Source organism: Nocardioides sp. NPDC006273 (assembly GCF_040613495.1).
In the GTDB taxonomy this organism is placed as follows: domain Bacteria; phylum Actinomycetota; class Actinomycetes; order Propionibacteriales; family Nocardioidaceae; genus Nocardioides.
Genome location: NZ_JBEXSD010000084.1, coordinates 1 through 18,899, shown reverse-complemented (window position 1 = coordinate 18,899; position 18,899 = coordinate 1). Strand labels below are relative to the sequence as shown.

General features: G+C 69.7%; 19 protein-coding genes. 12 read left to right on the top strand and 7 right to left on the bottom strand.

The features are described from left to right. Positions 1 to 300: 300 nt before the first annotated feature. On the top strand, positions 301 to 681 hold the full coding sequence (locus tag ABZZ22_RS24760) for an anti-sigma factor (RefSeq protein ID WP_354937409.1): 381 nt from the start codon (positions 301 to 303) through the stop codon (positions 679 to 681). 49 nt (positions 682 to 730) lie between these two features. Further along, positions 731 to 1,480, top strand: a complete 750-nt coding sequence (locus ABZZ22_RS24755; protein ID WP_354937406.1) for a SigB/SigF/SigG family RNA polymerase sigma factor — start codon at positions 731 to 733, stop codon at positions 1,478 to 1,480. 14 nt (positions 1,481 to 1,494) lie between these two features. Here the strand turns inward: ABZZ22_RS24755 and ABZZ22_RS24750 are convergent, their stop codons facing one another. Further along, positions 1,495 to 1,866: a hypothetical protein gene (locus ABZZ22_RS24750; protein WP_354937403.1), complete on the bottom strand. Its 372-nt coding sequence runs from the start codon at positions 1,864 to 1,866 to the stop codon at positions 1,495 to 1,497. Positions 1,867 to 2,158: 292 nt separating this feature from the next. Between ABZZ22_RS24750 and ABZZ22_RS24745 the strand changes: the two genes are divergently transcribed. Beyond that, the gene (locus tag ABZZ22_RS24745; RefSeq protein ID WP_008362075.1) at positions 2,159 to 2,413 is read left to right on the top strand and encodes a WhiB family transcriptional regulator; all 255 of its coding nucleotides are present in this window, start codon (positions 2,159 to 2,161) and stop codon (positions 2,411 to 2,413) included. A gap of 36 nt (positions 2,414 to 2,449) precedes the next feature. Here the strand turns inward: ABZZ22_RS24745 and ABZZ22_RS24740 are convergent, their stop codons facing one another. Next, complete coding sequence (locus ABZZ22_RS24740) at positions 2,450 to 3,940, bottom strand: histidine kinase N-terminal domain-containing protein (protein WP_354937400.1); 1,491 nt, start codon at positions 3,938 to 3,940, stop codon at positions 2,450 to 2,452. 84 nt (positions 3,941 to 4,024) lie between these two features. On the opposite strand from ABZZ22_RS24740, the gene ABZZ22_RS24735 reads away from it, so the two are divergent. Then, positions 4,025 to 4,864 carry a DUF2785 domain-containing protein gene (locus tag ABZZ22_RS24735; protein WP_354937397.1) on the top strand — a complete coding sequence of 280 codons (840 nt, stop codon included), beginning with the start codon at positions 4,025 to 4,027 and terminating at the stop codon, positions 4,862 to 4,864. 257 nt (positions 4,865 to 5,121) lie between these two features. On the opposite strand, the gene rsrA is transcribed toward ABZZ22_RS24735, so the two are convergent. The 5 genes from rsrA to ABZZ22_RS24710 form a co-directional block, all read right to left on the bottom strand. Then, on the bottom strand, positions 5,122 to 5,385 hold the full coding sequence (gene rsrA / locus ABZZ22_RS24730; RefSeq protein ID WP_354937394.1) for a mycothiol system anti-sigma-R factor: 264 nt from the start codon (positions 5,383 to 5,385) through the stop codon (positions 5,122 to 5,124). Continuing rightward, positions 5,382 to 6,029, bottom strand: coding sequence for a sigma-70 family RNA polymerase sigma factor (locus tag ABZZ22_RS24725; RefSeq protein ID WP_354937415.1), 648 nt, complete (start codon positions 6,027 to 6,029; stop codon positions 5,382 to 5,384). The genes rsrA and ABZZ22_RS24725 overlap by 4 nt, the downstream gene beginning before the upstream one ends. Before the next feature lie 92 nt (positions 6,030 to 6,121). After that, a complete protein-coding gene (locus ABZZ22_RS24720; protein WP_354937391.1) occupies positions 6,122 to 6,760 on the bottom strand; it encodes an alpha/beta family hydrolase in 639 nt (212 codons plus the stop codon). Between the two features lies 1 nt (position 6,761). Next, a complete protein-coding gene (locus tag ABZZ22_RS24715) occupies positions 6,762 to 7,505 on the bottom strand; it encodes an SOS response-associated peptidase (protein WP_354937388.1) in 744 nt (247 codons plus the stop codon). Positions 7,506 to 7,573: 68 nt separating this feature from the next. Then, entirely contained in the window at positions 7,574 to 8,296 is a 723-nt protein-coding gene (locus tag ABZZ22_RS24710) for a hypothetical protein (protein WP_354937385.1), read from the bottom strand. Between the two features lie 292 nt (positions 8,297 to 8,588). On the opposite strand from ABZZ22_RS24710, the gene ABZZ22_RS24705 reads away from it, so the two are divergent. The 8 genes from ABZZ22_RS24705 (at position 8,589) to ABZZ22_RS24670 (ending at position 18,766) form a co-directional block, all read left to right on the top strand. Continuing rightward, entirely contained in the window at positions 8,589 to 11,126 is a 2,538-nt protein-coding gene (locus ABZZ22_RS24705; RefSeq protein WP_354937382.1) for a sigma-70 family RNA polymerase sigma factor, read from the top strand. Positions 11,127 to 11,213: 87 nt separating this feature from the next. After that, a complete protein-coding gene (gene aroA, locus ABZZ22_RS24700) occupies positions 11,214 to 12,509 on the top strand; it encodes a 3-phosphoshikimate 1-carboxyvinyltransferase (protein WP_354937380.1) in 1,296 nt (431 codons plus the stop codon). A gap of 7 nt (positions 12,510 to 12,516) precedes the next feature. Then, the gene (gene rsgA / locus ABZZ22_RS24695; RefSeq protein ID WP_354937377.1) at positions 12,517 to 13,527 is read left to right on the top strand and encodes a ribosome small subunit-dependent GTPase A; all 1,011 of its coding nucleotides are present in this window, start codon (positions 12,517 to 12,519) and stop codon (positions 13,525 to 13,527) included. A gap of 63 nt (positions 13,528 to 13,590) precedes the next feature. Next, positions 13,591 to 14,454: an inositol monophosphatase family protein gene (locus tag ABZZ22_RS24690; protein ID WP_354937412.1), complete on the top strand. Its 864-nt coding sequence runs from the start codon at positions 13,591 to 13,593 to the stop codon at positions 14,452 to 14,454. Between the two features lie 54 nt (positions 14,455 to 14,508). Then, positions 14,509 to 14,943 (top strand): CBS domain-containing protein, encoded by a 435-nt coding sequence (locus ABZZ22_RS24685; protein WP_354937374.1) that lies wholly within the window; start codon positions 14,509 to 14,511, stop codon positions 14,941 to 14,943. A gap of 85 nt (positions 14,944 to 15,028) precedes the next feature. Next, positions 15,029 to 15,727, top strand: a complete 699-nt coding sequence (locus ABZZ22_RS24680; protein ID WP_354937371.1) for a response regulator transcription factor — start codon at positions 15,029 to 15,031, stop codon at positions 15,725 to 15,727. Beyond that, positions 15,724 to 18,387, top strand: coding sequence for a DUF4153 domain-containing protein (locus ABZZ22_RS24675; RefSeq protein WP_354937368.1), 2,664 nt, complete (start codon positions 15,724 to 15,726; stop codon positions 18,385 to 18,387). Before ABZZ22_RS24680 ends, ABZZ22_RS24675 begins: the two co-directional genes overlap by 4 nt. 4 nt (positions 18,388 to 18,391) lie before the next feature. Beyond that, entirely contained in the window at positions 18,392 to 18,766 is a 375-nt protein-coding gene (locus tag ABZZ22_RS24670) for an FKBP-type peptidyl-prolyl cis-trans isomerase (RefSeq protein ID WP_292652857.1), read from the top strand. Positions 18,767 to 18,899 lie beyond the last annotated feature (133 nt).

The window sequence follows — 18,899 nt, the reverse complement described above, 5'->3', positions numbered from 1 at the left end:
CACCCTCGACCTCGAGGTCGCCGACAAGCTCCTCGCCAAGATCGACGAGATCGCCGAGATCTTCTGGGCGACCAAGAAGGCCTGAGGAACGAAGGCCGACTTGCGAGAAGCCAGATCACGGCGCCAGCCGGGATCTGAAGACAAGAAGGCCTGAGAACAAGGCCTGAGTCTTCGCAAGGTCTCAGCCCATACGCCGCAGCCGCTCCGCTCGACGGAGCGGCTGCGGTGCGTTCAGGGGGCACGGCGACCGATCTCGTTGCATAATCATCGCGACGCCCATCAGAAGGACTGACAACCCAGATGCCCCAGGTCGAGCTGCGCCTTCCCGCAGAAGGTGCTTACGTCTCCGTGCTGCGTACGACGACCGCCGCGCTCGCCGCGCGCCTCGACTTCACCCTCGAGGACATCGAGGACCTGCGGATGGCAGTCAGCGAGGCCGCGGCGATCTGCCTGGAGTGCGCCGCCGAGGCCGCCGATCTGGACATCGTCTTCGCCCTCGGCGAGGACACCGTCGGGGTCACCGTGACCACGACCTGCGACACCGAGGCCGAGATCGACCAGGAGAGCTTCGCGTGGCAGGTGCTCACCACGCTGGCCAGGGAGGTCACCGCCACCCCCGACGGTGACCAGCTCAGGATCTCCCTGGTCGCCGGAGCGACCCCGCTCGGAGCCGCGCGCTGACATGGCGCAGGAGACGATTCGGTCGTCGAGGTCCCGGAGCGCCAGCGAGGTGGATGGAGCCCGCGCACGCTCCCGCGAGCTCTTCACGGCCCTTGGCGGACCCGACCTGAGCGACGCGGAGCGGACCGCTGCGCGCGATGAGCTCGTGCACCTCAACATGGCGCTGGTGGAGTACTGCGCCTCTCAGTTCTTCGGACGCGGAGAGCCGCACGAGGACCTCGTCCAGGTCGGTGTGGTCGGCCTCCTCAACGCGGTGGACCGCTACGACCTCTCCCGCGACGTGGAGTTCTCCACCTACGCGGTGCCGACCATCCTCGGCGAGATCAAGCGCTACTTCCGCGACAGCCGCTGGGCCGTCAGCGTCCCCCGCCGCCTTCGCGACCTGCAGCAGAACCTCCGCGAGGCCACCGCGGAGCTCTCCCAGGAGCTCGGCCGCTCCCCCACCGCCCGCGACCTCGCCGCCCGGCTCGGCGTGAGCCTCGAGACCGTCGTCGAGGGCCTGGAGTCCAGCAACGCGTACGCAGCGCTGTCGCTCGACGCCGAGAGCGAGGAGGCCGCGCCGATGCTCGACTCGCTGACGGCCCACGACCTGCGCCTGGACGACGTCGAGGTCCGGGAGTCGATCAGGCCGGTGCTCGACAGCCTCTCCGCGCAGGAGAAGCAGGTGCTGATGCTGAAGTTCTTCCGCAACAAGACCCAGACCGAGATCGCCGCCGAGATCGGCGTGTCGCAGATGCAGGTCTCGCGGCTGCTCAACCGCTCTCTCGTCCAGCTCCGCAAGGCGCTGGAGGAGGACTAGGGCTTCACGGCTAGCTAGCGCTCCTCGAGCGCGGCGATGCTCGGCGGAGCGAAGATGCCCACCAGCGCGATCGCCGCGACCAGCACCAGTCCGCCCGCGATCGCGAGGTCCTCGCGCAGGTTCCAGGCCAGGCCGAGCACGATCAGCTGGACGAGCACCAGGGGCGCCCGCGACCACGACTCCAGGCGCCAGATCTTGAACGCGCACCAACCGATGCCGGCCGCGCAGAGCAGGAAGAACAGCCCGCCCGCGATGGCGGTCGTGAGCGACGCGGCCTCTGGGATGCGTACGAACTCCAGCGCTCCCCACAGCAGCAGCGCCGCAGTCTCGAGGCCTGCGGCGAACACGGCCAGCAGAAGGGTCCAGGGGCGATGCGGGGCGGTCACCTCAGCAGCCTAGAACGCCGTCCAAGACTCGGGGAATTCGCGGAAGCATACACCACGGCATTTTTGGGTAACTCACCGCGTTACCGAATTGTCTAGCATCAGGAAGACTGAGTGTTACGGTCCGGTGACGAAGCAGACACTGGTTAGGGGTTGTTTCGGCGTCCATTTCTTGGAACTCTAGGAACAGCACGCACGTGAAGACATTCACACATCCCCGCCACGTGCCCACTCGCAGGGTCTCGGACCACCAAGACCTTGCCCATCCTATGTCAGAAAGAGGGTCTGCCCAGCCATGGATTGGCGCCACCGTTCGGCTTGTCTCGATGAAGACCCGGAACTGTTCTTCCCCATCGGAAACACCGGTCCGGCCATCCTCCAGATCGAGGAAGCCAAGCAGGTCTGCCGGCGTTGCGACGTCCGGGAGCAGTGTCTTCAGTGGGCTCTTGAGGCCGGTCAGGACCACGGCGTGTGGGGTGGATTGAGCGAGGACGAGCGTCGTGCGCTGAAGCGCCGCAACGCCCGTTCCCGTGTCCGCACCGCCGTCTGACCAACCCCTAGAGGCCATCAACCCCTAGAGATCCACCTAGAGCTCCAACGGCAGCTCGACCGCAGCTCTCGCCCCGTGACCATCTGGCCGGGGCCCCAACGAGAGTCGGCCACCGAGTTCGCCTTCGACGAGAGTCTTCACGATCGACAAGCCCAAGTTTGTCGATGTGTCGAGACTGAACCCGTCGGGTAGTCCGTGACCATCGTCCTCGATCGTCACCTGGAGATGCCCGGCGGGTTGCTGTCGTACGGACATCACGATCTTGCCCGTCTCGGGGTCGCCTGGGCCGCTGCCGCGGTAGCCGTGCTCGACTGCGTTCTGCAGCAGCTCGGTGACGATCATCGCCATCGGCGTGGCCACCTCTGAGGGCAGCGACCCGAACGAGCCCTCACGGCACACCCGCACCGCGACGCCGACCGAGGTGACCTCTCCGACCATGGAAGCGAGCCGGTCGGCGATCTCGTCGAACTCGACGGTCTCCTCGACGGCCTGCTGGGAGAGGATCTCGTGGACCAGCGCGATCGACCCGACCCGGCGTACGGCCTCGTTCAGTGCATCCTGCGCCACCCCGGAGTCGACACGGCGCGACTGCATCCGCAGCAGTGCGGCCACGGTTTGTAGGTTGTTCTTCACTCGGTGGTGGATCTCGCGGATCGTGGCGTCCTTGGTGACGAGCTCACGATCGCGTCGACGCAGGTCGGTGACGTCGCGCAGCAGCACCAGCGCACCGATCGCCTCGCCGCGTGGCCGCAGCGGGATCGAGCGCATGATGATCGCCATGACGCCGGTGTCGATCTCGGTGTCACGGTGTGCCCGTCCGCCGAGCACCGCGCTCAGCGTCTCCTCGTCGGGGCGCTTGCGTGGTGGCACCAGTGCGCGGGTCATTCCGGCGAGGGACTGGCCCGCGAGGTCGCCGGAGAGACCCAGCCTGCGGAAGACCGAGAGCGCGTTGGGACTGGCGTAGTCGACGACGCCGTCGGCATCCACCCGGACGAACCCGTCCCCCACCCGAGGGGTGTCGGTGTGGTCGCTGCGCTGGCCGATCGCGGGGAAGAAGCCGTTCGCGACCATCTGGGTCAGGTCGTTGGCAGTCTGCAGGTAGGAGAGCTCGAGCTTGGAGGGCGTGCGTACGCCGAGCAGGTTGGTGTTGCGGCTCAGCACCGCGATGATCCGGCCGGCGCGGCGTACCGGGATGGTCTCGACCCGCACAGGGAGATCGTCGCGCCACTCCGGGTCGCCCTCCCGCACGAGCCGGCCGACGTCGACGGCGTCGTCGAGGGTGGCGTGGCGTCCCTTCGGCACGAACATGCCGACGATGTCGTCGACGTAGGCCGTCGGTCCGGTCGTGGGGCGCATCTGACCGGCCGCCCAGAAGCCGTTGCCGGACTTGTCGGGCAACCACAGCACCAGGTCGGCGAAGGAGAGGTCGGCCAGGATCTGCCAGTCGGCCATGAGCAGCTGGAGCCACCCGACGTCATCGCCGTCGAGGTCGGTGTGATTCTGGGCAAGCTCACTCAGGGTGGGCACGTCGACAGCGTAGATGTAGACCAAGGTATGCGCATTGCGCGGGTCGGATGTCCACGCGTGGGCGGGTTTGGCAGGATGTCCCCCATGTCGGAGGCGTACTGGCGGGAGGTTCACTCGACCGGTCTCGCCGTACCCACGGACCGGCCGCTCGGCGACCTCACCATCGAGCTCACTCGGATGCTCGGCGACCCCGACCCGGACGTACGCAGCGGGCTGGCCGTCCCCGCCCTGTCGACGTGGATTCAGCGCGGTGTCTACGACGACCTGCTCGCGGGCCTGGGCGACGGGATGGCCGCCGGTCTCGTGGTCGGCCTCGGCGACTCCGGCAACAACGGCGTCTTCCGCCGGGCCTCCTCGGTCGAGGCCCTGGCCCAGTGCATCGCCCGCGACAACGCGCGCTCGCTGGTGCGTGCGGGGAAGGTGCTGGAGTGGGGCGACCGGATCGCCACCTGGTTGCTGCGCGAGCGCGACCTGCGGGCCTTCGTCCCCGAGCGCGGCTGGGCGCACGCGGTCGCACGGGGCGCCGATGCCCTCGGCATCCTGGCCGCCTCCGAGCACCTCGGCAAGCCGGAACTGACGGTGATCCTCGACGTCGTCGCCGACCGGGTGCTCGCCCGCGGCGACACGATCTACGCCCACGGCGAGCCCGACCGGCTGGCGTCGGCCACGATGGCCGTGCTGCGCCGCAACCTGGTCCCGCTCAACATCATGGAGCCGTGGATCAACCGGATCGTCACCGTCGCCACCGCCACCCCGGAGACCCCCGACCGAGACCCGTTCCTGCTCACCGGCAACGCCGAGGCCTTCCTCCGGGCCCTCTACCTCCAGCTCGCGCTCAGCAACGACCCACCGCAGATCCGTGGCGACCTGCTGCTGGTCGTCGTCGCGGCCCTCAAGCGGTCCAACCGGGCATACCTGGGCTGAACCGCCGGACCGGCGGGCAGGGGCGAATTTCACGTCTCAGCGCCGGGTTTGAGAGACTGTCCCCGAGACCCCTCGGGGTCACGTACCCCAATGGAGGAGATCATCATGGGCAAGACTGGCCGCAAGCGCCGCGCGCGCCGCAAGAAGGGCGCGAACCACGGCAAGCGCCCCAACAGCTGAGCTGTTGAAAAGACGTGAGAGCCCCAGCCGATCGGCTGGGGCTCTCGTCGCGTCTGCGGCCTGCTTCGATGGCCTCGTCAGGACCTGGTGCGAAGCTCCTGGATCTGGACCATGATCTTCGCGCGGAGGTCGCCCGGGGCGACCTCGGAGCACGAGCGCGCGACGACCGCCTTGACGATGCGCTGCTGGTCGTAGGTCTCCAGGCAGGGATTGCAGCTCTGCAGGTGGAGCTTGACCTGGTCGGCGTCGGCCGCGGTGAGCTCGTTGTCGATCAGGAAGACGATCTGCTCGAGGAAGTCGGCGCAGTCGCTTGGTGAGGCGTCGTGTTCGTGGGCACTCATGACGCACCTCCGCGAGCGCCGGTGAGGTCGTTGGTGCGTACGTAGTCGGAGAGAAGATCGCGCAGCTGGCGCCGGCCGCGGTGAAGTCGCGACATCACGGTGCCGATCGGGGTTTCCATGATCTCGGCGATCTCCTTGTAGGCGAATCCCTCGACGTCGGCGAGGTAGACAGCGAGCCGGAACTCCTCCGGGAGGCGCTGCAGCGCGTCCTTCACCTGAGAGTCGGGCAGGTGCTCGAGCGCCTCCATCTCCGCGGACTTCAGACCGGTCGAGGTGTGTGACTCGGCCCGGGCCAGCTGCCAGTCCTCGACGTCCTCGGACATCGACTGCTGCGGCTGGCGCTGCTTCTTGCGGTAGGTGTTGATGAAGGTGTTGGTGAGGATGCGGTAGAGCCAGGCCTTGAGGTTGGTGCCGGGCTTGAACTGGTGGAAGGAGGAGTACGCCTTCGCGAACGTCTCCTGCACCAGATCCTCCGCATCGGACGGGTTGCGCGTCATCCGCATCGCCGCCGAGTAGAGCTGGTCGAGGAAGGGCAGCGCATCCCGCTCGAAGCGCAGCGCGCGCTCCTCGGGAGTCTCCGTGGCCAGGTCGACGACCTCATCGTTGTTGTCGCTCATCACGTCCCAGGGTACGCGGGTGAGCATCGGGGCGCTCATCGGCGACACGTTCGCCGTGGGACGTTCGAGGAGGATCGTCATGTCGTGGGAACGCCGCGACGGTCACCAAACATTCCCAGCTAGGCGATGACCTCGCGGACCAGCCACTCCAGGGTGGACTCGACCACGATCGAATCCGCCTCGGCCTGGCTGATCGGGCTGCGCTTGCCGACGAGGAGTGAGTGGTCGGCGCCGGGGATCGGGGTGACCTCCACGCTCTCTGGGAACTCCTCAGGTCTGCCGAACCTGTCACGGGTGCCCTGGAGCACCAGCGTCGGCACCTTCGCCTCCAGCAGCTCGTGGGCGCGGGAGATCTGGGGCTTGCTCACCGGGTGCAGCGGAAAGGCCAGGCAGAGGGCGCCGGCGGCGCCGAAGGCCCGGGCCGTGCGGACCGCCGAGCGGGCGCCGGCGGAGCGCCCGCCGACCACCAGCGGCGTACGCACCCGCATCCAGTTGGCGGCCAGGGTCAGCGCGGCGTCGAGGGACTTGGGTGGCGTGGCCACCGGCTTCCCCTTGACCCGCCAGGGCTGCTCGAAACGGACCACGGTGATCCCCTGTCCCGGCAGCGCGTCGTTGAGCGCCATCAGGTCATGGGTGTCGATGCCGTTGCCCGCGCCGTGGGAGAGCAGCAAAGTCGCCTGTGGTCGCCGCGCCCGGCGGGTGTACAGCCGCCCCTCCCCGTAGGGCGTGTCGATCATCTGCGTCGTGGTTCCACCCATGTCATCCCCCGGCTTCCTCGATCGGCAGCGGCTCGATGAGCTCGCGGCCGTCGTTGCGTACGTTGCTCACGAGTGTCGAGACCGGGAAGGCCTCCAAGTGGCCGGGAGCCGCCGGAGTCAGCAGCTCCACGTCGCCCGGGCGGGTCGGATCGAGCCACTCGTCCCAGCGTTCACGTTCCACCATGAGCGGCATCCGGTCATGGATCCGCCCCAGGGAGTCCTCCGCCTCGGTGGTGATCACGGTGCAGCTCCACAGCCACCTGCCGGGGTCGTCCTCGGCCTTGGCCGGGTCGGGCCACAGCTCGTAGAGCCCGGCCATCGCCAGCACTCCCCCGTCCTTCGGGGTGATGAAGTAGGGCTGCTTGCGAGGCTTGCCCTTCGCGTCCTTCGCCTCGGTGGCGTACCACTCGAAGTAGCCGTCGGCCGGCAGCAGGCAGCGGCGCTTGGCGAAGGCCCGGCGATAGGCGGGCTTCTCGGCGACCGTCTCCATCCGGGCGTTGATCATCCGGTTGCCGATCTTGACGTCCTTGGCCCAGGACGGGACCAGGCCCCAACGTACGGAGCGGAGCTGGCGCTCGCTGGAGGCGTCGTCCTCGCGCGGCGGCCGCTCGAGGACGGCGTAGACATCGTCGGTCGGCGCGACGTTGTAGCTCTCCGCGAGCGGCTCCTGCAGACGCAGCTCATCGATCTCGAACTCCTCCACCAGCTCGTCGGGCTGGCGGCTGGACGCGTAACGACCGCACATACGTTCACCATAGCCCCGGGTGAGTGTGGCGTCAGGGGGTATTGCTCAGCCCAGAGCCACCGACGGGCTCATGCTCCGCGGGCGAGCTCGTCGAGCAGGAAGCCGGCCGACTGGTCGTTCTCAGGAAGCCCCTCGATCCAGATCCGATCGGCGCTGTGCTCGACCATCCGCTTGAGGAGCCCGAGCCGTTTCACCAGCGTCTCGTCGCGCGGTGCGACCACGACCATCCGGCTGTGACCGACCTGGCCGACGGCGGCCGCGCCCGCGAAGACCGTGCGGGCGGTCTGGCCCAGCAGCGACATCCGGCGCGCGGCGGCGATGCTGTCGGTCCTGTGACCGGGAGCGCCCGGGAGGTGGGCGTCGGTGACGACCAGCGCGTGGCTGCGCGCCTTGGCGTCGCGATAGAGCTCCGATATCCGTTCGCGTACATGGGCCAGCGTGGAGAGGCCGGTGAGCGGGTCGGCACAGGAGATGGTGTGCAGGTAGCCGAGAGTCGCCTCGCTCCAGGCCACCGAGAGCGCGTGCACCTCGACGAAGGCAGGGTCACGGTTCTCGAGGGTCTGGGTCGTCATCCGGAGGTCCTCGAGGCTCTCCCCGAGCGACACACCGGTCTCGGCGAGGTCATGGCCGACGACCCAGCAGGCCTCGGCGACGTAGCTGCTCCGCTCGGCCAGCGCTTCGGCGACAGCCTCGAACCGCTCCGGAAGCAACGCGCGCTGCTGCTCGGAGAGCTCTTTGGGTTCTGTCGGGGTGGAGGCGCGCGCACGCCGATCACGGGAGAACAGCCGCACAACTCACCCCTTTTCTCGTGTTTCCTGACGTTGTTGTCGTGCCTCGTCCGATGTCGAAGGGTCATGGATACAGTGGTGGGCACGCCGGTCCAGCTCGCGCTCACATGGACTTGACGCACGAAATCGGCAAGCATGACGCGATAGAGGCCCGCCTTTTCGGGTTTCTCGAAAGTTGTTGTCAGATCCCGGGGAGGGGGCGTGACGTGCGGGCTACCGCTGTCGTTAGCACAACGCATGTCTCCCGATGGCGCAACCCGCGTCATACCTCCGTACTTCGAACGTCTCTGGTGCCGTGAGCGAAACGACCCCCACCTCCCTACCGACCCTCGACGCCCGTGGCGACGCCGAGCTGATCACCGCCGTCCGCGGCGGTGATCTGGAGGCGTACGGGCTGCTGTTCGAGCGCCATGTCGAGTCTTCGCGCCGCCTCGCCCGCCAACTGGTGTCGGCCGGTGACGTCGACGACCTGGTCTCAGAGGCTTTCGCCAAGGTGCTCAACGTGCTGCAGCGGGGCGGCGGCCCGGACCTGGCGTTCCGCGCCTACCTGCTGACGTCGTTGCGCCGGCTCCACGTGGACAAGATCCGCGCCGCCTCGAAGCTCACCACGACCGACGACCTGACGCCGTTCGACCCGGGCGTGCCGTTCGAGGACACCGCGGTGTCGGGCTTCGACAACCAGGCTGCCGCAAAGGCGTTCCAGCAGCTCCCCGAACGCTGGCAGCAGGTGCTGTGGCACACCGAGGTCGAAGGCCAGAAGCCGGCCGAGATCGCGCCCCTGCTCGGCATGTCGGCCAACTCGGTCTCGGCGCTCGCCTACCGTGCTCGCGAAGGTCTCAAGCAGGCCTTCATCTCGATGCACGCGCAGGACGCCGGCGAGGAGGCCTGCGCCACGACGCGAGCCAACCTGGGCGCCTACATCCGCAACGGCCTGTCCAAGCGCGACTCGAAGAAGGTCGACGAACACCTCCAGGACTGCCGTCCCTGCACCGCGATCTACCTCGAGCTCACCGAGGTCAACTCCGGTATGGGCGCTTGGCTCGCACCGGCCCTGCTCGGCACAGCCGGCGCGGGCTACCTCGCCGTCGGCGGTGGCGTCGCCGCCAAGGGCGGCGTGCTGCTCTTCTTCGGTCGGGTCAAGGACTGGGTGCTGGGCGACCCCGTGGGACGTACGGTCGCGGGTGGTGCCGGTGTCGCGGCCGCTGCGGCCGTGGTCGCCGGGTTCGCGCTCACCGGCGGCGACCCTGCCCCGAAGCAACCGGCCGCCGACGAGCCCGCCGCGCAGGCACCTGCTGCCGCCGACCCGGCTCCCGCGCCGCCGGCCGCACCCCCTGCTCCTCCCGCGGCACCGCCGCCGGCGGCTGCTCCGCCAGCCGTGGCCCCGCCCGCCGACCAGCCCGCGGCCCCGCCTGCCGCACCGCCGGCAGCCCCGCCCGCCGACCCGCCTCCCGCGCCGACGCAGGAGGCGCCGGTGATCACCTCGCCTCTGCCCACGGTCGAGGTCCCTCCCGGCGGCAAGGCCGTCATCGACCTGACCCAGGGCGCCAGCGACGCCGACGGTGACCCGCTCTCGGTCAAGGAGGCCGCACTCGCCTCCCCGGCCCGTGGCAAGGTCACCAAGGGCGGCGCCACGACCTCCGGCGGCAAGGGCGGCGGCGTCAGCGGCGCGATCTTCGGCGGCCTGCGGATGGCCGGCGAGCCCGTCACCACCGTGACCTACCAGCCGGCCGTGGGCTGGCGCGGGACCGAGACGATCGAGTACGTCCTCACCGACGGCAAGGGCGGCGATGTCGCCGGCACCGTGGACGTGACCACGCCCAACGCCGACCCGAATGCCATCGACGACGAGGCCACGGCCCAGGTCACCGTCGAGGACGGCAACAACGGCCTGGGCCTGGGCAACCAGAGCATGATGGCCACGACGACCGTCAACGTGCTCGCCAATGACGACGACGCCAACGGCGACGCCATCGAGCTCGTCTCGGTCACCCAGCCCGCACATGGCACGGCCGAGATCGTCGAGGGCAAGGTCGCCTACACGATGGACGAGGGCTACACCGGGACCAGCGACACGTTCACCTACCAGATCTCGGACGGCCACGGCGGCACGGATGTCGGCGAGGTCGAGATCACCTTCGCCTACGACGCCGGCATCGCCCTGGACCACGTGTCCTATGACAACTACGAGCACGTCGAGGTCACAGCCGACGGGATCCCCGAAGGCGACTACACCGCAACCTTCCGCTACCGGCTGACCGGCGTCGCCCAGCCCTACCCGGGATTGTCGATGTGGGCCTGCTCGCAGCTCAGCGTCCCGTCCGTTCCGCAAGACGGCGTCGTCACGGGCGAGTGCACCCTGTCGAGCACGAACAACGGCCAGGAAGTGCTCCACTTCGACTTCGTGCCCGACGGTGACTGGTCGTTCGAGGGGACTCTCGAGGCGGTCGGTTACACGGACTTCGGCTCGGCGAACGACCGCGTCGGCGTCTCCGGCACCGCCCCGACGCCGACTCCGACGCCGACTCCGACGCCGGACGTACCGCAGCTGCCGACGCCGCCCTCGACGCCGGACGTGCCGCAGCTGCCGACGCCGACCCAGACGCCGGATGTGCCACAGCTCCCGACGGCGCCCACGACACCCGACCCGCCGCAGGTGCCTGTTCCGCCCAGCGACTCGGCTGATCCCGGGAACGGCTCCAGCGCCCCTGGCTCACCCAGCAGCAGCGCCAGCCCCGGCGGGACGCCGGATGTCGAACCTCCTTCGGAGGAGAGCGGCGCCGGCACGGGCGGGCTGACCTGGAAGGGTTTCCTGAAGGCGATCGGGATCGCCTGATCCCACACCCGCTCAACGCGCGTCCGTCGGCTCCCACCGGCGGACGCGCTGCGGTTTTCGCAGGTCGCAGCCACTAAGGTTGGCCACGTGACTTCGACGACCGATCGTGCAGCTGACATCGCGGACCCCTGGCCGGCGCCCCGAGCGTTTGGACCGGTGACGGCGACGGTGTCGCTGCCCGGAAGCAAGTCGCTCACCAACCGAGCGCTGCTGCTGGCCTCGATCGCGGAGGGCCCCAGCGTCGTACGTCGTGCGCTTCGGTCCCGCGACACGCAGCTGATGGCGGCAGCGCTGACGTCGTTGGGCGCACAGGTGGACACCTCGGGTGACGACTGGGTCGTGACGCCCGGGGCGTTCGGGGCCGACGCCGAGGTCGACTGTGGTCTCGCCGGGACGGTGATGCGGTTCGTGCCTCCGGTGGCAGCGCTGTCCACCGGCACGATCGCCTTCGACGGTGACCCGCACATGCGCAACCGGCCGGTGGGCGAGGTGCTGCGCGCGCTTCGCGATCTCGGCGTCTCGATCCGCGGCGAGGGGCTGCCGTTCACGATCCACGGCACCGGCACCGTGCCCGGCGGGACCGTCGTGGTCGACGCCTCGGCATCAAGCCAGTTCATCAGCGCGCTGCTGCTGGCGGGGGCTCGCTACGAGCAGGGGGTGGACGTGCGCCACGACGGCAAGCCGGTGCCTTCGCTCCCCCACATCGACATGACCGTCGCGATGCTCCGAGAGCACGGCGTCGCGGTCGACGCTCCGTCATCGGGGGGCGACGCCAACCGGTGGACGGTGGCTCCGGGACCGATCAAGGCACTGGACCGCACCATCGAGCCCGACCTGTCCAACGCGGCGCCGTTCCTCGCCCTCGCGGCGGTCTCGGGCGGGACCGTGACCGTGCGCGACTGGCCGCAGGCAACCGATCAGCCGGGCGACCAGCTGCGCGAGGTGCTCTCGCTGATGGGCTGCGAGGTGCGTGTGGGCGACGACGGGCTCACCGTGACCGGGGCGGAGCAGCTCACCGGGATCGACCTGGACATGCACGACATCGGCGAGCTCACCCCGGCCGTCGCGGCACTGTGCGCGCTCGCCTCGACACCGTCGCACCTGACCGGCATCGGCCACATCCGCGGCCACGAGACCGACCGGCTGGCCGCGCTGGCCCGAGAGCTGGGCTCGCTCGGGGCCGACGTCACCGAGCACCCCGACGGACTGACGATCCGGCCGGCCACGCTGCACGGCGGGGTGTTCCACACCTACGCCGACCACCGGATGGCCCACGCCGGCGTGATCATCGGCGCTGCCGTCGACGGCGTCCTCGTCGAGAACATCACCACCACCAGCAAGACCTTCACCGACTTCGCGCCCTTCTGGGCGGGGCTCCTCTGAGCATCTGATGGCGAAGTCACAGCGTCGCTACGGCACCGAGGACGTCGAGCACTACGACCGGCCCCGCCGCCGGACGCGGCCGCGGACGAAGGACCGGCCGAGCTACGACGACGCCGATCTCGGACGGGTGATCACGGTCGACCGTGGCCGGTTCACGCTGGTCATGGACGGCGCTCCCGATGTCGAGGTGTGGGCGGTCAAGGCTCGCCCGCTCGGCCGCAAAGGCGTCGTCGTGGGCGACCGGGTGAAGGTCGTCGGCGACACCTCGGGCGCGGAGGGTGCGCTGGCCCGGATCGTCGAGCTCGAGCCGCGGGAGACGGTGCTGCGGCGTACGGCCGATGACGACGACCCCGTGGAGCGGGTCGTGGTCGCCAACGCCGACCAGCTCGTGATCGTCACCGCCATCGCCGATCCCGAGCCGCGCACCGGGTTCATCGACCGTGCACTCGTCGCGGCCTACGAGGCCGGCATCGACCCGCTGCTGTGCATCACCAAGGCCGACCTGGCCGATCCCGAGTCGCTGGTCTCGATCTATCGGTCGCTGGGAGTGCCGTGGGTGGTCACCCAGCGAGGCGGGGACATGAGCGCGCTGCAGGACGAGCTCGACGGACGTACGTCGGTGCTGCTCGGTCACAGCGGCGTCGGCAAGTCGACGCTGGTCAACGCCATCGTTCCCGACGCCGGTCGGGAGGTGGGGCACGTCAACGCGGTCACGGGACGCGGGCGGCACACGTCCACCTCGGCACTGATGCTGCGGCTTCCGGGGGAAGGATGGATCGTGGACACCCCCGGGATCCGTACGTTCGGGCTGGCCCACGTCGAGCCCGAACGGCTCATCGTCTCCTTCCCCGACCTGGAGGAGGCGACGACCGCCTGCCCGCGCGGCTGCTCGCACGCCGCCGATGCGCCCGAGTGCGGGTTGGACCTCGCGGTCGAGGCCGGCCGGCTCGATCCGGACCGAGTCATCTCGTTCCGGCGCCTGCTCGAGGCGCGTTCGGTGCCGACGTACGCGCTCTGACCTATTCCCAGGGGAGGCGACGCGTGGGGACCGCAGCCACTAGAGTGAATCCTCGTGGCGAGCATTCCTGACTTCAACGACGACCTGCGGCTGGCGCACCTGCTCGCCGACGACGCCGACTCGCTGTCCACGTCGCGGTTCAAGGCGCTCGACCTGCACGTCATGACCAAGCCCGACCTGACCCCCGTCTCCGACGCGGACAAGGCCGTCGAGGAGTCGATCCGCCGCACCCTCTCCCGCGCGCGAACGCGGGACGCGATCACCGGGGAGGAGTCGGGCTCGTCCGGCTCGTCCAGCCGCCGCTGGATCGTCGACCCGATCGACGGCACGAAGAACTTCGTCCGTGGTGTGCCGGTCTGGGCGACCCTGATCGCGCTCGCCGTCGACAACGAGGTCGTGATGTCAGTCGTCTCCGCGCCTCAGCTCGGGCGACGCTGGTGGGCGGCGAAGGGCCAGGGCGCCCACACCGGCAAGTCGCTGATGAAGTCGACCCGCTGCCAGGTCTCGGACGTACGCCGCCTGGAGGACGCCTCGATGTCCTACTCCTCGCTGCACGGCTGGGAGGAGCGCGAGCGTCTCGAGGACTTCCTGGCGCTGATGCGGCGCTGCTGGCGCACCCGGGCCTACTCCGACTTCTGGTCCTACATGCTCGTCGCCGAGGGTGCGGTCGACATCGCCGTCGAGCCTGAGCTCGAGCTCTACGACATGGCCGCGCTGGACATCATCGTGCGCGAGGCCGGCGGCCAGTTCACCTCGCTGGCCGGCGACCCGGGGCCCTGGGGTGGCAACGCGCTGGCGACCAACGGACACCTGCACGAGGCGGCGCTCTCCTTCCTCGGCGGGCTGCCCGACGGCAGCAACGACGCCGACTGGCCGGCCGCGCAGCCCGGATCGGTCACCGCGTTCCGCCGACCGGGCACCGAGTAGACCCGTCCCACCAGACTCTGGCCTGACACGCGTCACAGCCGCTACCGTTGGTGCATGAAGATCGCGGACGTACTCACTCGCAAGGCGATCGCTGAAGTCGTCACGATCGCATCAACCGCAACCGTGCGTGACCTGCTCGGGGTCCTCGCCGAGCACAGCATCGGCGCCTGCGTCGTCAACGGCGACGGCACTGCCGTCGCCGGGATCGTCTCCGAGCGCGACGTCGTCCGTCGCCTCCACGAGAACGACGCGCTGCTCACCGCCGAGGTCTCCTCGATCATGACCACCGAGGTCGAGACCTGTGTTCCGGAAGCCGCCATCGACGACATCCTGGCCATCATGACCGAGCGCCGGATCCGGCACATGCCGGTCGTCTCCACCGACGGCCACCTGGTCGGCATCGTCAGCATCGGCGACCTGGTCAAGCACCGCATCGACCAGCTCGCCTTCGAGCGCGACCAGCTCGAGGCGTACGTCCACCAGACCTAGGGCGGGGCGGGGCCAGCCCCGTTCTTCACAAGACCTGCACAACTTCTGCAGCCTTTCCGGCTGCTCGGGCTTCTAGCCTGAGCATGTGCCAGAACATACGACCGCTCGCCGGGTCCTCGTCGTCGAGGACGAGCCGATCATCAACCAGGCCGTCTCGGACCGGCTCCAGGCGGAGGGGTACGACGTCGTCCGGGCGTGGGATGGCCCTGGGGCGGTCTCCTGCTTCGAGGAGACCTCGCCCGACCTGGTCGTCCTGGACGTGATGCTCCCCGGCTACGACGGCCTGGAGGTGTGCCGACGGATCCAGGCCGTACGCCCGGTGCCGGTGCTCATGCTCACCGCCCGGGCCGACGAGGCCGATGTGCTGGTCGGGCTCGGCGTCGGGGCCGACGACTACCTGACCAAGCCGTTCCGGGCCCGCGAGCTGGTCGCCCGGGTGAACGCCCTCCTGAGGCGGGTGGAGCGGGCCGCCGAGCTGGCGGCGTCGCCGCGGCGTACGGCCGAGATCGGGGGCCTGCGGATGGATCCCGCCGCACGGCGGATCTGGGTCGACGACGCCGAGGTCAAGCTCACGCCGACCGAGTTCGACCTGCTGGTCTGCCTGGCCGCCGACCCGGGCGCCGTGGTGACTCGCGAGCGGCTGCTCGCGGAGGTCTGGGGCTGGAACGACGCCTCCGGCACCCGCACCGTCGACAGCCATGTGAAGGGGCTGCGCGCCAAGATCGGCTCTGCCCGGGTCCGGACCGTGCACGGCGTCGGCTACGCGTTGGAGGCCGGCGAATGACTCCGCTGGAACGGGTCTCCTCGATCAAGGTCAAGCTCGGGCTCCTGGTCGCCGCGAGCGCCCTGGTCGCGGCGGTGGTCGGCTCCGTCGGGCGGGTCGCCGGAGTCTCGCCGTGGGTCTCGATCCCGGTCACGATCGGGATCGCACTGGCGGTCACCCAGCTGCTGGCGGCCGGGATGACCTCACCGCTTCGCCAGATGACCCTCGCGGCCAGGCGGATGGCCCGGGGCGACTACACGGTCTCGGTGCCGGCCGGCGGAGCCGATGAGGTCGGTCAGCTGGGCCGGGCGTTCAACACGATGGCCAGCGACCTCGGTGCGGTCGATCGCCAGCGCCGAGATCTGGTCGCCAACGTCTCCCACGAGCTGCGTACGCCGCTGGCGGCTCTCACCGTCGTGCTGGAGAACCTCGTGGACGGCGTCGGGTCCGAGCCGGCCGCCCTCCAGACCGCGCTCGGCCAGGCCGAGCGCCTGAGCCGGCTGGTCGAGGACCTGCTCGACCTGGCGCGCGTCGACGCCGGCAAGGCACCGCTGAGCACCTCGTCGGTCGACCTCGGCCGGCTGCTCGAGGCCTGCGTCGCGGAGGTGCGGGCGAACGGGCGTCCGGTCTCCTACGAGGTCGACGCACCGGCCGACCTGGTCGTCGACGCCGACCCCGACCGGCTCAGCCAGCTCGTCGTCAACCTGCTCGACAACGCCTCCCGGCACAGTCCGCGAGAGGGTGTGGTCACCGTGCGCGCCGGTCGGGACGGCGAGCGCTATCACCTCGAGGTCCTCGACTCCGGGCCCGGTGTCCCGGCCGCCGACCGGGGTCGCGTCTTCGAGCCCTTCGGCACGCTGAGCGCCTCCGCCGAGAGCGGTGGGACCGGGCTCGGGCTCGCCATCGCCCGGTGGGTCACCGACCTGCACGGCGGCTCCATCGCCTTCCTCGACCCGCTCCCCGGCACCGCGGGCGCCCGCGTCCGCGTCGACCTTCCGCTGCGGCCACCCGCACGCCCCGTCCCCTATGCGCTCGATGCCAGTCATCCCACCCCCACCCAGGAGAAGACCCAGATGCCCACCACTCCCCCGGCGGCCGAGCCCGCGGAACCGGCCCGGCCGGCCGAGACTCCCCAGACCGAGAAATCGACCGATCCCAAGGCTGTGTCCGCCGCCCCGTCGGTCCTCGACGACATCTTCGGCACCTACTGGCCCGACTCCGGTGTCCCGGGGAGGTTCGGACTCTTCATCGGGGCAGCGGTCGCGGGTCTGCTCGGCGGCCTGCTGATCCCCGACCGCAACGCCGGTCTCGGCACGGTCATCGTGCTGCTGGCGGCCGGCGGGGTCGTGATGCTGGCGGGCAAGGAGCGGCGGGGCTGGCCGAAGCGGAGCCCGAGGCGATCAGCATGGTTCCCGATCCTCAGCTATGTGCTGTTCACGCTGCTCTCCTCGGTCGCGGTGTTCCGCGACGCCGAGTGGATCGTCGTGCTGTGCCTGATCACCGCCATCGCGGTCCTGCTGTGTGCCTCCACGGAGGCGAAGACCTTGGCGGGAATCATGCTGACCGGCATCTCCTGGCCGCTGGCCGGGCTGCGCGGCATCCCCTGGCTGGGTCGGACGCTGACCAGTGTCTCCGGACGCGGTCATGGCGCAGCGGTCGCTCGCACCGCGGTGCTCTCGTTGCTCGGGCTGGTGATCTTCGGGCTCCTGTTCACCAGCGCCGACGCGGTGCTGGGGAGCTGGGTCGACCAGTTCGTGCCGGACGTACGCCCCGACACGTTCGCGGCTCGGATCTTCATGACCGTCTTCGTCTTCGGGGTGGTGCTGGGCGCTGCCTACCTGGCGGTGAACCCGCCGCGGATCGACCAGAGCGAGCCTACGTCCCAGCCTGTCGCGAACCGCTACGAGTGGCTCGCTCCGGTCGGGGTCGTGGTCGCCGTCTTCGCCGCGTTCCTGGTCGCTCAGGCGACCGCGGTCTTCGGCGGCGAGGACTACCTGCGCGAGACGACAGGGCTGACGTATGCCGAGTACGTCCACCAGGGGTTCGGCCAGCTCACCGTCGCGACCGCGCTGACCCTGCTGGTGATCTGGGCGACGGCTCGCAAGGCGCCGGTGGAGACCGTCGCCGACCGGCTGTGGCTGCGGGTCGCTCTCGGGCTGCTCGCCGCCGAGGCCCTGGTCGTCGTCGGGTCGGCGCTGTACCGGATGCACCTCTACCAGGAGGCGTACGGCTTCACGCAGCTGCGCCTGCTCGTAGACGTCTTCGAGGCCTGGCTGGGTCTGCTGGTGATCGCCGGGCTCGTCGCCGCGGTGGCCGGCGGCGCGATCGGTCGCGGGGTCTGGCTCGGCCGGTTCGCCCTGATCAGTGGCGCCGTCGCGCTGCTTGGCATCGCCGCGATCAACCCGGATGCGTGGATCGCCGAGCACAACGTCTCGCGCTATCAGGAGAGCGGGAAGATCGACACCGACTTCCTCTCCGGGCTCAGCGACGACGCGGTGCCGGCCCTGAAGGAGCTCCCGGAGAGCCTGCGTGCCTGTGTGCTCGGGACCTCCGATCGCGAGGGCGACTGGCTGGAGTGGAACCTCGGCCGTGAGCGGGCCGACGGCTTGACCCCGACCTATCTGATGCCGGACGACGCGGCCGCGGCGGTGTGCCCCAGCGAGATTCGATACGTAGACTGAACTCATGACCCAGAAGCCTGAGATCGACTTCGTCGACCCCACCCCTCCGACCGACCTCGTCATCAAGGACATCACCGTCGGTGACGGCGAGGAGGCCACCGAGCGTGACCGCGTCTCGGTGCACTACGTCGGCGTGGCGCTGTCCACCGGCGAGGAGTTCGACGCGTCCTACAACCGCGGCGAGCCGCTCGACTTCCGCGTCGGCATCGGCCAGGTCATCCAGGGCTGGGACCAGGGCATCCTCGGCATGAAGGTCGGCGGCCGCCGCCAGCTCGTCATCCCGCCCCACCTCGGCTACGGCGACCGCGGCGCCGGCAACGTCATCAAGCCCGGCGAGACCCTCGTCTTCCTCTGCGACCTGGTCAAGGTCGAGAAGTAACCCTGCCGAATCTGTAGAACCGTCGGCCGAGACCGTAGCGGTCGGCAGCGACCCGTCGGCGGGGGCGGGGTCGCCGGGAGGCAGAGCGGAAGGCACCGGTCCATTATCGAGCCACCCGTCGAAAAGGGTTAAC

Excerpts from the sequence above, each read along its gene's own strand:
- rsrA (WP_354937394.1), bottom strand. The coding sequence starts at position 5,385 with ATGAGTGCCCACGAACACGACGCCTCACCAAGCGACTGCGCCGACTTC.
- ABZZ22_RS24675 (WP_354937368.1), top strand. The coding sequence starts at position 15,724 with ATGACTCCGCTGGAACGGGTCTCCTCGATCAAGGTCAAGCTCGGGCTC.
- ABZZ22_RS24745 (WP_008362075.1), top strand. The coding sequence starts at position 2,159 with ATGGATTGGCGCCACCGTTCGGCTTGTCTCGATGAAGACCCGGAACTG.
- ABZZ22_RS24720 (WP_354937391.1), bottom strand. The coding sequence starts at position 6,760 with ATGGGTGGAACCACGACGCAGATGATCGACACGCCCTACGGGGAGGGG.
- ABZZ22_RS24735 (WP_354937397.1), top strand. The coding sequence starts at position 4,025 with ATGTCGGAGGCGTACTGGCGGGAGGTTCACTCGACCGGTCTCGCCGTA.
- rsgA (WP_354937377.1), top strand. The coding sequence starts at position 12,517 with ATGGCGAAGTCACAGCGTCGCTACGGCACCGAGGACGTCGAGCACTAC.
- ABZZ22_RS24725 (WP_354937415.1), bottom strand. The coding sequence starts at position 6,029 with ATGCTCACCCGCGTACCCTGGGACGTGATGAGCGACAACAACGATGAG.
- ABZZ22_RS24760 (WP_354937409.1), top strand. The coding sequence starts at position 301 with ATGCCCCAGGTCGAGCTGCGCCTTCCCGCAGAAGGTGCTTACGTCTCC.
- ABZZ22_RS24715 (WP_354937388.1), bottom strand. The coding sequence starts at position 7,505 with ATGTGCGGTCGTTACGCGTCCAGCCGCCAGCCCGACGAGCTGGTGGAG.
- ABZZ22_RS24670 (WP_292652857.1), top strand. The coding sequence starts at position 18,392 with ATGACCCAGAAGCCTGAGATCGACTTCGTCGACCCCACCCCTCCGACC.
- ABZZ22_RS24685 (WP_354937374.1), top strand. The coding sequence starts at position 14,509 with ATGAAGATCGCGGACGTACTCACTCGCAAGGCGATCGCTGAAGTCGTC.